Origin of the sequence: Arthrobacter globiformis, from assembly GCF_030815865.1 — a bacterium.
Taxonomy (GTDB): Bacteria; Actinomycetota; Actinomycetes; order Actinomycetales; family Micrococcaceae; genus Arthrobacter; species Arthrobacter globiformis_B.
Window position 1 is genome coordinate 2,156,152 of record NZ_JAUSXI010000001.1, and the last position, 12,552, is coordinate 2,168,703.

Sequence of the window (12,552 nt, forward strand, 5' to 3'; positions counted from 1 at the left end):
CCATGCCCGGCACGGCAGGGCACCTCCCCGATGGCTCATGTCACGTTGACTATGATCGAACGATGACCTCTTCGAGTTACCTCCGGTTCCCTCATGTTCACGGCGATCTGGTCACGTTTGTGGCCGAGGACGACGTCTGGATTGCCCCCCTCAGCGGCGGCCGTGCCTGGCGTGTTTCCTCGCTCCAGCTGCCGGCCCGCAACCCGCGCTTTACGCCGGACGGAACGAAGCTGGTCTGGACGGTCGTGCAGGGGACGGCTCCCGAAGTGGTCATCGCTGATGTCGACGGCGGGGGGTACCGCCAGCTGACTTTCTTCGGGCACAGCACCACTCGGGTTAAGGGCTTTACCCCCGCCGGGGACATCGTGGTCACGAGTGCGTTCCGCCAGGCCGAAAGCCGCCACACGCACGCTTACCGGCTGTCCACGGAAGGCGGCTGGGCCGAGGAGCTCCCGCTGGGACCGGTCGAGTCCGTGGCATTCGGCCCGGAACTTGGGGACGAAAAGCCCGTGGTGGTGGGCAGTGTGCTGTCCCGCGAACCGGCCTGGTGGAAGCGCTACCGTGGCGGCACCGCAGGCAAGCTTTGGATCGACAGCGACGGAAACGGCGAGTTTGAGCGGCTCCTGCCGGAGCTGGACGGCAATCTGGCTGACCCCATGTGGGTAGACGGGCGTATCGCCTTCCTCTCGGACCACGAAGGCTACGGCAACCTGTACTCGGTCCTGCCCGGCGGCGGGGACCTGCGGCGCCACACTGACCACGAGGACTTCTACGTCCGCCACGCCTCCACGGACGGCAAGCGTGTCATCTTCGAATCGGCTGGTGAGCTCTGGCTCCTGCATGACCTTGGGTCGGCAGCGATCCGGCTGGAGATAACGCTTGGATCGGCATCCCAGGGCCGCCGTCCCTCACTCCTCAAGGTTTCCAAGCACCTCGGCGACGTCCGGCCGGACACCGCGGGGGAAGCCAGTGCTGTGGAGGCCCACGGAACAATACACTGGCTCCGGCACAAGGACGGACCCTCCCGCGTGGTCGAGGCAACGGCCGGTGTGCGCGCCCGCCTGCCCCGTCCACTTCCGGACGGCCGCATCGCGTACGTGGCTGACCACGACGGCGACGAGGCCCTGTTCATCAGGGAAATCGCTCCGCAGGTCCCGGCACACGACGCCGCAGTCCATGCAGCCGGAAAGGCCGCAGCAGCGGCCAAGACCGGCGCTGCCCCGGACACCGCAGCCGCCGGTGATCAGCTGGAGGCCCCCTCTCCGGCAGTTCCCCTGCCCAGCCCCGTTTCCGCCGCCGGCGTCGCGGGGCCCCGCGCCACCCACCCGGTGGCCGACGACGCAGCGGCCGACCTCGCCCCGGGGAAGGCAGCGACCGGGACTGCGGCCGGCCAGGCAACCGGCACCGTTGCGGCCGATTCAAACCCGCTCACGGTCCGGTTCCCCAAGCCTTCACGCGCCAGCGCCATCGAAGCCAGCCCCGACGGCCGCTGGATCGCCATCGGAACCGCCTTTGGCGATCTGTACATCGCTGAGACCCAGGACGGCGCACTGACGGTGGTAACCAGCATCGGCGAGGGCAGCATCGAGGACCTCGCCTGGTCGCCGGACTCCGCCTGGCTGGCCTGGTCTGAACCGGTGACGTCCTTCGGGTCACGCAGCCGCCTGCGCCTGGTACGCGCCGCTGCGCGGAAGACCGACGCCCCGAAGACCAACGCCCAGGAAACCAACCCGCCGGAGGCCAAAACCGGTGAGGCCGCGATCGTGGAGGTGACGGACGGTCGCTTCCGGGACGAATCGCCGTCGTTCTCCCCGGACGGCAAGTTCCTGGCCTTCCTCTCCAACCGCAGTTTTGATCCGGTCTACGACGGCCATTCCTTTGACTTGTCTTTCCCCAGCCCGATCAAGCCCTATCTGGTGGCCCTCGCGGCGGACACCGCTTCGCCGTTCGGTCCCAACGTGGCCCTGGCAGACGGTGCCGACGAGCCGGGCGGCGCCGCAGCGCAGTCCGATGCAGGCAAGTCGGATGCGGAAGCAGGCAAAACGGCGCCGGCCGCTGTCAGGGTGGACGGCGAAGGCCTCGCCCACCGGGTCATCAGCGTCCCGGTTCCGCAGGGCAACTATTCGGCCCTGACTGCCGCAGACGGAGCGCTGCTGTGGCTCGACAGTGCGCTTGCGGGAGTTACCGGGGAGGGCAGGGCAAGCCTGGAGGACAAGAACGCGGCCCCGAGCCTTGTCCGCTTCGACCTGGCCAAGCGCAAGGGCACCACCCTAGTGGAGGCCCTGAACAGTTACCGCCTGTCCGGCGACGGCCGGAAGGTGGTCCTGGTCCATGACAAGCAGATCCGGGTGGTGCCCTCCGATGCGAAGGCCGACGAGGACTCCGGCCAGCTGGTCAAGGTGGACCTCACGCGCATCCGCGTCCTGATGGATCCGCTGAGCGTCTGGGGCCAGGCGTTCGACGAGGCGTGGCGGCTGCAGCGCGACTTCTTCTGGACCGAGGACATGGCGGGCCAGGACTGGGACTCCATCCACGCCCGCTACCGTCCGCTCGTGGAGCGGCTCGGATCGCATGACGACCTGGTGGACCTGCTGTGGGAGCTGCACGGCGAGCTCGGCACGTCCCACGCCTACGTACGCCCGGCGGCAGCCACCGAAAACGGCAGCAACGGCCAGGGCCGGCTGGGTGCCGACCTCGCGTTCAACGGCGAAGGCTGGGAAATCGAGCGCATCCTGGCCGGCGAATCGTCGGACCCGCTGGCCACCTCACCCTTGACCCGGCCGGGCGCCGACGCCAAGGCCGGGGACGTCCTGCTGGCAATCGACGGCGTGCGCCTCACAGAGTCGCTGACCCCGGCCATGCAGCTGGTGGGCGCGGCGGGGCGGGCGGTGGAACTGACCATCCGCAACGGCGCCGGCCACGGCCCGGCATCCGGAGCCCAGCGCCGGATCGCGGTCGTCCCCATCAAGGATGAGGAACGGCTTCGGTATCAGGACTGGGTGAATGCCAACCGCCGTACGGTACGCGAAGCGTCGGACGGCAACTTCGGCTACCTGCACATTCCGGACATGCTGGCCAACGGCTGGGCGCAGCTCCACCGCGACCTGGACACCGAGACGGCGCTTGACGGCCTGATCGTGGACGTTCGCCGCAACCGCGGCGGGCACACCTCCCAGCTCGTGGCCGAACTGATCGGGCGGAAGGTGACGGGCTGGAGCATGCCCCGCGGCGAAAAGCCCCGGACTTATCCGCACCACGCGCCGCGCGGTCCGGTCATCATCCTGGCAGATGAATTTGCCGGTTCCGACGGCGACATCATCACGCAGGTCTCGAAGCTGCGTGGCATTGGCCCGGTGATTGGCACCCGCACCTGGGGTGGCGTCGTCGGCATCGACAACCGCTTCACGCTGGCCGACGGAACAGGCGTGACCCAGCCCCGCTACGCCACGTGGTTCGGCGGCGGAGTGGGCTGGAGCGTCGAAAACCACGGCGTGGCTCCGGACATTGAGGTGACGTTCCCGCCGCACGCGTATGCTGCCCGCCGGGACCCGCAGCTGGAGTCCGGCATCACGGCGCTGAAGGAGATGGTGCAGGAGCTGCCCACGGACCGGCCGCCGGCCCGCGAGGGCTACCGCCGGCTGCGGCCGGAACCGCTGCCGGCCCGGCGCCAAACGCAGGCGTAAAGCGAAGGCCCTGGGGGTTCTGGTGTTCCAGAACCCCCAGGGCCTTTGCTGTCCGGCGCCGCCACCAAGCGGCGAAGCCGGGAAATTAGGCCGGGAAGATTAGGAAGTTGCGAGCGTGGCGTCGAGGGTGATGTCGATGCTGGCGAGGGCGCCGGATACAGGGCAGCCGACCTTGGCTTCCGCTGCAATCTTCTGGAATTCATCTTCCGAGATGCCTGGGACCTTGGCATTCAGGGTCAGGTGGCTGCCCGTGATGCCAGTGCCGGGCACGAAGGTGACATCCGCCTTGGTGTGAACCTCTTCCGGCGTGTGGCCGGCCTGGGCGAGTGCGTGGCTGAAGGCCATGGAGAAACAGGCCGAGTGAGCGGCGGCGATCAGCTCTTCCGGGCTGGTCTTGCCTTCCGAGGCCTCGGTGCGGGCCTTCCAGGTGACCTCGTAGGTGCCCAGTCCGGAGCTGTCGAGCGTCGTGTTGCCTGCGCCCGTCATCAGGTCGCCGTTCCATACTGTGTGTGCGGTGCGTGTTGCTGCCATGTCCACTCCTTAACTTGGATTCAGTCCAGGTCCAGGCTGCCGCCCGGCCCTTCCTGCTCAATCCTATGGATTAGGTGCCCCCCGTGCACGGGTTGTCCGCTGTCAGAGGATTATGACCGGAAGCGCCAACGACGACGGCGACGCCCCCCGCAGGAGGGGGCGTCGCCGTCGTCGTTGGCATGGCAGGGGGCGGTTACCGCCAGAGCGTCGCGATAGCGACGTTCAGCAGAGCCAGCCCGCCCACGCTGTGGGCCAGGCCGGCGGAGATCGGCTCGCCCTTCTTGTACTTGCGGCGGCCGATGAAGGCCAGCACGCCGACGACCAGGGCGACGCCGATCTTGATGCCCAGCTTCGCGTAGTTGGCGTCCATGTCGAGCGCGGGGATCAGGCCCATCATCACGATGCCGGTGAGGAGCTGAAGTGCCGCGCCGTCGAACTGCCGGGGATGGACAGTCGGCTTCTTCATGTTGCCGATCCAGATGCCGACGATCATGGCGGCGCCGACGATGTGCAGGAAGACCATGACGTTATAGACGATGTTCATGGCACCAGTCTAGCCAGATACTTCTACGCGCCGTAGTAAGGAGAGGCGGCGGTTCGCGGCGCAGATTTACCAAACAAAAGACGACGGCGGTGCGGCCGTCCGGTGGCATACCACCGGCGCCCGCACCGCCGTCGTCGTTGGCTGTTAGTTACAGTCCCAGGTCCGCTTCGAACGCGCCCTCTTCGAGGCGGGCCTTCAGCGTCTGCAGGAAGCGACCGGCGTCCGCACCGTCCACCAGGCGGTGGTCGTAAGTGAGGGACAGGTACATCATGGAGCGGATGGCGATCGAGTCGTCACCGTTCTCGTCCTGGACCACCACGGGGCGCTTGACGATCGCACCGGTGCCCAGGATGCCGACCTGCGGCTGGTTGATGATCGGGGTGTCGAACAGTGCGCCGACGGAGCCGATGTTGGTGATGCTGAACGTACCGCCGGACAGTTCGTCCGGGCCGATCTTGCCGTTGCGGGTGCGGTCAGCGACGTCGGCGATCTTGCCGGCGAGGCCCGCGAGGTTCAGGCTTCCGGCGTCGGAGATGACCGGAACCAGGAGGCCCTTGTCCGTGTCCACGGCGATCGCCAGGTGCTCGGCGTTGTGGTACGTGATTTCCTGCTTGTCCTCGTCGTACGCAGCGTTGAGCGTGGCGTGCTGCTTGAGTGCCTCGGCCACGGCCTTGGCGATGAAGGGCAGGAAGGTGAGCTTGACGCCGTTCTGGGCCTGGAACGAGTTCTTGGCCTTCAGGCGCAGCTTGGCCACCTTGGTCATGTCCACTTCGTGCACCTGGGTCAGCTGGGTGGAAACATCCAGCGACTCACGCATGCGGCGGGCGATGACCTGGCGGATACGCGGCGCCTTCTTCACGGTGCCGCGCAGCGATGATGCTGCTGCCGACGGAGCAGCGGAAGCTGCGGCCGGGGCTGCCTGCGCTGCGGCTGCCGGAGCGGCCTTGGACTCAGCAGCGGCCAGGACGTCCTGCTTGCGGATGCGGCCGCCGACGCCCGTGCCGGAGACGGCGGCGATGTCCACGCCGTGCTGGTTGGCGAGCTTGCGGACCAGGGGAGTGACGTAGCCGGACTCGCCGCCTGCGGCCGGAGCGGCCTGCGGTGCGGGTGCAGCCTGCGGAGCCGGAGCGGCCTGCGGTGCGGGTGCAGCCTGCGGAGCCGGAGCGGCCTGCGGTGCGGGTGCTGCCTGGGGAGCAGGCGCGGCGGCGGGCTTCTCAGCTGCGGGGGCGGCGGGAGCCTCGGCGGGCTTCTCGGGAGCTGCAGCAGGAGCAGCGGCGCCGGAGCCGATGACGGCGAGGACAGAGCCAACCTCGGCGGTCTCGTCCTCATTGACGCGGATTTCCTGCAGCGTGCCGGCCACGGGAGACGGGATCTCGGTGTCCACCTTGTCGGTGGAGACCTCGAGCAGCGGCTCATCAACTTCAACGGTGTCGCCAACGGCCTTGAGCCAGCGGGTGACGGTGCCTTCGGTGACGCTCTCGCCAAGTGCCGGCAGGGTGACTTCGTGGCCTTCGCCGGAGGAGGCGGGTGCTGCCTCAGCGGCAGGTGCTTCCTGGGCCGGTGCTGCGGCAGGTGCCTCTTCGGCGGGGGCTGCAGCCGGTGCTTCCTCGGCCGGGGCTGCTGCGGCGGGCGCCTCTTCGGCGGCTGCGCCGCCGCCCGAGCCGTCACCGATGCGCACCAGCGGGGCGCCAACTTCAGCGGTCTCATCTTCGGCGACGAGGATTTCCTCGATGACGCCGGCGATCGGAGAGGGGATTTCAGTGTCTACTTTGTCGGTGGAAACCTCGAGCAGCGGTTCGTCCACCTCTACCCGGTCACCTACCTGCTTGAGCCAGCGGGTGACAGTTCCTTCGGTGACGCTCTCACCGAGGGCGGGCAAGTTAACGGATTCAGACATGTCGTCCCCGTTCTCCTTTATTGATCTAAAGTGCGGATGATTGCTGCATTGGTCGGGCCTGGTGCACGCTGCTGTTCGAGCCGGGTGCACCAGGCCCTGGTTGTCTTGCGGAACGAATTAGCCGTGAAGGGCTTTGCCGGCGAGGGCAAGGTTGGCCTCGCCCAGGGCCTCGTTCTGGGTCGGGTGGGCGTGCAGCAGCTGGGCCACATCCTCCGGGTAGGCTTCCCAGTTCACGATCAGCTGTGCTTCGCCGATCTGCTCGCCCATACGTGAGCCGAGCATGTGGACGCCCACCACGGGGCCGTCCTTCTGGCGGACCAGCTTCACGAGGCCGCCGGTGCCGAGGATGGAGCTCTTGCCGTTTCCGGCCAGGTTGTACTCCTGGATTTCCACCTGCTCGTCGCCGAACTTCTCTTTCGCGGCCTTTTCGGTGTAGCCGACGGTGGCGATCTCGGGTTCGGAGTAGGTGACCTTGGGGATGTTGACATCCTCGACGATGACAGGCTTCAGGCCGGCAATTTCCTCGGCCACGAAGATGCCCTGCTGGTAGCCGCGGTGGGCGAGCTGGACGCCGGGGACAATGTCGCCGACGGCGTACACGTTGCCCACGCCGGTGTGCAGGCGTTCGTTGGTGATGACGAAGCCGCGGTCGATGGTGATGCCGGCCTCTTCGTAGCCCAGGTTGGCTGTGACGGGACCGCGGCCGACAGCCACGAGGAGCAGTTCGGCTTCGAAGGTCTTGCCGTCAACAAGGGTGACCTTGACGCCGTCGTTGTTCTGTTCGACGCCCTGGAAGAAGACACCGGTGGAGAACTTGATGCCGCGCTTCTTGAATGCACGCTCAAAGTTCTTGACGATCGCTGCGTCCTCGTTCGGGACCAGCGATGGCAGGCCCTCAACGATGGTGACGTCGACGCCGAACGACTTCCAGACCGAAGCGAACTCGACGCCGATCACGCCGCCGCCCAGGATGATGACGCTCTTGGGGATGTTTTCCATCTTCAGGGCTTCGTCGGAGGTGATAACGCGTCCGCCGATTTCTAGGCCCGGCAGCGACCGGGAGTAGGAGCCCGTGGCGAGAACGATATTCTTGCCCTTGTAGGCCGTGCCGTTCACGACGACGGTGTCGGTGCCCTGCAGCTTGCCTTCACCTTCGATGACGGTGATGCCCTTGGACTTGATCAGGCCCTGCAGGCCCTTGAACTTGCCGGCGATGATGCCGTCTTTGTAGGCGTTGACAGCGGTGATGTCGATGCTGTCCAGGGTGACGTTCACGCCGTACTTGGCGGAGTCGCGGGCGTGGTCTGCCAGTTCGGCCGAGTGCAGCAGCGCCTTGGTGGGGATGCAGCCGTTGTGGAGGCAGGTACCGCCGAGCTTGCCCTTCTCCACGAGGCCAACGGTGAAGCCAAGCTGAACGGCCCGGAGAGCCGTGGCGTACCCGCCGCTGCCACCACCGAGTACCAGGATGTCGAATTCTTGCGCAGTTGCCTGATCGGCCACTTAGACGCTCCCTCGCGTGAACGATGACACGAGAGTACGCATCATCTGGTCTTGGAAATTGCTCTGCCGTGATTATGCCAGCAGGCCATTTCCCTTTCATTTGTGACTACCGTGGTTCACCTTAGCGAACCACTTATCCATGCTCCACCTTGCCGGTGCTTTTGTGGAGCGCTTGTGTCCAGTGTCACGCGGCTGTGTGGCGAGCGGATCACGTTTCCACACAGCCGCGCGGCATACGGGCTCAGGCCAGGAGATCCTCGACGTAGGCCACCAGCGTGCGCACGGTGCAGCCGGTGCCCTGCTTCGGCGTATAGCCGTAAGGCGCCCCGTTGTTGAAGGACGGGCCGGCGATGTCGATGTGCGCCCACGGGATGGTCTGGCCGCCCTTGTCCTTGCCTACGAACTCGCGCAGGAACACGGCCGCCGTCATCATGCCGCCGTGGCGCTCACCGATGTTGGCGATGTCCGCCACCTGGGAGTCGAGGCTGGGCCGCAGCTCGTCCGGAAGGGGCATGGGCCATACGAGCTCGCCGGCCCGGTCCGCAGCTGCCTTCAGCGGGCCGGTCACGCTGTCCGCGCCCATGATGCCCGCCGTCCTGTTCCCGAGCGCGATCAGCTGCGCGCCGGTCAGGGTGGCAACGTCGATGATGGCGTCCGGGTACTCCTGGCTTGCCGCGACGATGCCGTCGGCCATGACCAGCCGGCCTTCGGCGTCGGTGTTAAGGACTTCGACCGTCTTGCCACCGAACATGGTCAGCACGTCCGCGGGACGCGACGCGGCCCCGGAGGGCATGTTCTCGGCGATGCACAGCCATGCGGTTGCCTTGACGGGCAGTCCCAGGCCCGCGATGGCCAGCACCGTATTAAGCACGACGGCGGCTCCCGCCATGTCGCTCTTCATGTCGCCCATGCCGAGGGCCGGTTTAATGGAGATGCCGCCGGTGTCGAAGGTGATGCCCTTGCCGACGAGCGCGATTTTCCGGGTGGCCTTGGCGGGGGAGTACTCCACCTTGACGAGCCGGGGCTGCCGGGCGGAGCCCTTGCCGACGCCCATGATGCCGCCGAAGCCCTCCTTCTCCAGGCGCTTTTCGTCCCACACGGTGACCTTGACGGGCAGTCCCTTGGAAAGGTCCTTGGCGGCGTCGGCGAATGACTCGGGGTAGAGGTGGCTCGGCGGCTGGTTTACGAGTGAGCGGGTGGCGTTGACGGCCTTGCCCAGCAGGCGCGCACGGTCAAGCGCCGCGTTCAGGTCCTTGTCGCCGGCCAGTACAGTGAAAATCGCGACATCGGCCACGGGTTCCTTGAGACCGTCCTTGGACGAACGGAATTCGGTGAAGGAGTACGCGCCCAGCGCGGCACCCTCGGCGATGGCGGCAACATCGGCGACATTCGCCGTCGGGAAGGCCAGCGTGACGGAGGGCAGTCCGGCAAGCTGGCGGACTGCGGAGCCGGCGGCGCGGCGCAGCGCCTCGCCCGAGACCTTTCCTCCGGCCTCGACCTTGCCGACGCCTGCCAGGACCAGGATTCCGGAGCCCGTTTCCGGAAGGCCGGGAAGGCGGACCGCCTGGTCCGGAGCGCCGGTGATGCCGAGGACCTTCAAGGAGTCGGTCAGTGCCTCGACGGACTTCGCAGTCAACGGGTTTTCCAGCAGGAACGGGCCGTCCGTGCCCTGTCCGACGCCGACGACCACTGCGTCGCTTGCCGCCTTCTTCAGGTCCCTTGCAATGGCACTAAGGTTGACTTCAGTATTCTTGACCACGAGGATCGGTCCTCAATTCTCTGTGATTGTTCGGGCAGGGAGCGCAGGCAAAAGAGCCAATTCCGATCGTAGTCTCTCGTTCCGCAACTACGGGGAAGCCCCCGGGAGCCGGGCCGGTTGAGAGCCGCGCCACGGCGCCCTGAGGAATGACGCCGCACTGCCGGGCGTTATGCAAGTTAACTCCCTGACCACGAAAGGAACTCGCCGTGTTTGAAAGGATTTCCGGCTCGCTGCTGGACCCCGACGCGCTTTATGCCAAGAACATTGGGCTGTTCCATAACCCTGAGCTCCGCGGGCTGAACCTGGTGATGGGCTTCACCGGTTTCGCCGATGCCGGCCACGTGGTCCGGCAGATCACGGATGAGCTGCTGGACACACTCGACTCCGAACGTGTGGCTGTGTTCGACGCCGACCAGCTGATGGATTACCGGTCCCGGCGCCCGCATGTGACCTTTGTCGAGGACCATCTGCAGGACTACCAGCCGCCCACCCTGGCCCTGTACAGGCTGGTTGACGGGCTGGGCAAGCCCTTCCTGTTCCTCGCCGGTTTCGAGCCGGATCTGCAGTGGGAACGTTTCGCCCGTGCCGTGGTGCAGATCGTCGAGGCACTGGATGTGAACCTGGTGACCTGGATCCACTCGATTCCTATGCCCGTGCCCCACACCCGCCCGGTCGGGGTGACTGTGCACGGCAACCGGCCGGAGCTCATTGAAGGCATCTCCTCCTGGAAGCCGACCGTGGAAGTGCCCGCCGCCGTCGGGCACGTCCTGGAACTCCGCCTGACCGACGCCGGCCGCAATGTTGCCGGGTACGTGATTCACGTGCCGCACTACCTGGCCGAGGCGGAGTACCCCACCGCTGCTGTGGCTGGGCTGGAGTACCTGGGGGCAGCCACGTCGCTGATGCTGCCGACCGACCGGCTGCGCGAGTCCGGCCGCGAAGTGGGCCGGCAGATTGCCGAGCAGATCGAGGCCTCGGAGGAAGTCCAGCAGGTGGTGGCCCGGCTCGAGGCCCGCTACGACGAAAAGGCCGAGGGCACGGTGCGCCGGTCCCTGCTTGCCAACGAGAACGATGAACTGCCCGACGGCGACGCCCTGGGCGCCGCTGTGGAGGCCTACCTCGCCCGAGAGAACCCCGCCCCGTAAGCCCCGTCACTGGGAGGCATAAGACTCGTCACTGCTGGGCCAAAATCGGGCCAATTAAATAGTATTTTTGCCGGCGCTGGGGATAATAAAAGAGTGACTGCACCCCGCGCCTGGCTCATCTGGTCCATTGGCATCTTCTCGTACCTCGTGGCTGTGACGCAGCGTACGTCGTTTGGTGTGGTCGGACTGGAGGCCACCGAGAGGTTCAATGCCAGCGCCTCGGCCATCTCCTTTTTCACGGTGCTGCAGCTGCTGGTGTACGCCGGACTTCAGATCCCGGTGGGCGTGCTGGTGGACAGGTTCGGTTCCCGGGCCATGATTGCCGGGGGCGCCCTGCTGATGGGCCTCGGCCAGCTACAGCTGGCGTTTGCGGACAGCGTCCCGGGAGGTGTGCTGGGCCGCGTGCTCGTGGGTGCCGGCGACGCCATGACCTTCATCTCCGTCATTCGGCTGATCCCGCTGTGGTTCGCGCCCGCCCGGGTTCCGCTTCTGACCCAGCTGACCGGCATGTCCGGACAGCTCGGCCAGCTGCTGAGCGTGGTGCCGTTCGCCTTCATCCTGCACACCGCGGGCTGGACCCCGGCGTTCCTTGCGCTGGCGGGATTCTCCGGTGTCGCCGTCGTGCTGGTGGCCCTGATGCTGCAGGACGTGCCGGCCGGCACGCCCAATCGGGAGGCAGCCAAGGGGCTGCGCGCCACGGGCGTTTCCCTGTCGCGTGCGTGGAAGCAGCCGGGGACGCGGTTGGGGATGTGGAGCCACTTCACCATCCAGTTCAGCGGCACGGTGTTCGCGATGACCTGGGGCTACCCGTTCCTGATTTCGGCGCAGGGGCTCGACGCGGGCACCGTCGCCTCGCTCATGTCCCTCTACGTGGCCGGCGCCATCGGGGCGGGGCCGCTGATCGGACGTTTTGTTGCGCGGCACCCCCTCCGTCGCTCCACCATGGTCCTCCTCCTCGTCGCTGCTACCGCGGCAGCCTGGGCAGCTGTGCTCCTGTATCCCGGCCGGTCACCGCTGTGGCTGCTGGCCGTCCTCATCGTGGTGCTGGCCATCGGCGGCCCGGGCTCCATGATCGGCTTCGACTTCGCCCGCACCTTCAACCCGGCCCACCGGATCGGGACCGCCACGGGCATTGTCAACGTGGGCGGCTTCTTCGCAGCGCTGATGGCCATCTACCTGATCGGCGCCGTCCTGGACATCCTCAACTCCACGGGCTTTTCCCGCGGGGAGCTCTATGGCCTGGAACCGTTCCGCATCGCGCTCTGCGTTCATTTCCTGATCCTCGGCGTCGGCTCCATCGCCATGCTGGTGGTCCGCCGCAAGGTCCGCCGGCAGATGGCTGCCCAGGGTGTGGTGGTGCCCCCGCTGTTGCAGGCAATGGCCCAGCAGCGTAGGGCACGGATTGCCCGCCGCAGGACTCCTTCCCGTGACTAGGCGCTGTTCCCGCTGACAGCGCCACTGGACTGCTCGTGGGGCACTGCTCCTCAGCAGGC

At 66.8% G+C, this 12,552-nt stretch carries 8 protein-coding genes; 3 read left to right on the top strand and 5 right to left on the bottom strand.

What is annotated here, in order from left to right:
* Positions 1-62 precede the first annotated feature (62 nt).
* Positions 63-3,683 carry a S41 family peptidase gene (locus QFZ33_RS09825; RefSeq protein ID WP_307026973.1) on the top strand — a complete coding sequence of 1,207 codons (3,621 nt, stop codon included), beginning with the start codon at positions 63-65 and terminating at the stop codon, positions 3,681-3,683.
* Positions 3,684-3,782: 99 nt separating this feature from the next.
* On the opposite strand, the gene QFZ33_RS09830 is transcribed toward QFZ33_RS09825, so the two are convergent.
* From QFZ33_RS09830 to QFZ33_RS09850, 5 genes are all read right to left on the bottom strand, one after another.
* Entirely contained in the window at positions 3,783-4,214 is a 432-nt protein-coding gene (locus tag QFZ33_RS09830) for an OsmC family protein (RefSeq protein WP_214852606.1), read from the bottom strand.
* 193 nt (positions 4,215-4,407) lie between these two features.
* Positions 4,408-4,758: a hypothetical protein gene (locus tag QFZ33_RS09835; protein WP_214852603.1), complete on the bottom strand. Its 351-nt coding sequence runs from the start codon at positions 4,756-4,758 to the stop codon at positions 4,408-4,410.
* A gap of 148 nt (positions 4,759-4,906) precedes the next feature.
* On the bottom strand, positions 4,907-6,655 hold the full coding sequence (sucB, locus tag QFZ33_RS09840; RefSeq protein WP_307026977.1) for a 2-oxoglutarate dehydrogenase, E2 component, dihydrolipoamide succinyltransferase: 1,749 nt from the start codon (positions 6,653-6,655) through the stop codon (positions 4,907-4,909).
* Positions 6,656-6,772: 117 nt separating this feature from the next.
* A complete protein-coding gene (gene lpdA / locus QFZ33_RS09845; RefSeq protein WP_307026979.1) occupies positions 6,773-8,155 on the bottom strand; it encodes a dihydrolipoyl dehydrogenase in 1,383 nt (460 codons plus the stop codon).
* 241 nt (positions 8,156-8,396) lie between these two features.
* Positions 8,397-9,914, bottom strand: coding sequence for a leucyl aminopeptidase (locus tag QFZ33_RS09850; protein ID WP_307026981.1), 1,518 nt, complete (start codon positions 9,912-9,914; stop codon positions 8,397-8,399).
* 206 nt (positions 9,915-10,120) lie between these two features.
* Between QFZ33_RS09850 and QFZ33_RS09855 the strand changes: the two genes are divergently transcribed.
* Both QFZ33_RS09855 and QFZ33_RS09860 read left to right on the top strand, forming a co-directional pair.
* Positions 10,121-11,059: a proteasome assembly chaperone family protein gene (locus QFZ33_RS09855; RefSeq protein WP_190603358.1), complete on the top strand. Its 939-nt coding sequence runs from the start codon at positions 10,121-10,123 to the stop codon at positions 11,057-11,059.
* Between the two features lie 93 nt (positions 11,060-11,152).
* Positions 11,153-12,493 carry an MFS transporter gene (locus QFZ33_RS09860; protein WP_307026983.1) on the top strand — a complete coding sequence of 447 codons (1,341 nt, stop codon included), beginning with the start codon at positions 11,153-11,155 and terminating at the stop codon, positions 12,491-12,493.
* The last annotated feature ends 59 nt before the right edge of the window (positions 12,494-12,552 follow it).

Bases quoted from the DNA above. Each gene is read 5' to 3' on its own strand.
- QFZ33_RS09825 (WP_307026973.1), top strand. From the start codon at position 63: ATGACCTCTTCGAGTTACCTCCGGTTCCCTCATGTTCACGGCGATCTG.
- QFZ33_RS09830 (WP_214852606.1), bottom strand. From the start codon at position 4,214: ATGGCAGCAACACGCACCGCACACACAGTATGGAACGGCGACCTGATG.
- QFZ33_RS09835 (WP_214852603.1), bottom strand. From the start codon at position 4,758: ATGAACATCGTCTATAACGTCATGGTCTTCCTGCACATCGTCGGCGCC.
- sucB (WP_307026977.1), bottom strand. From the start codon at position 6,655: ATGTCTGAATCCGTTAACTTGCCCGCCCTCGGTGAGAGCGTCACCGAA.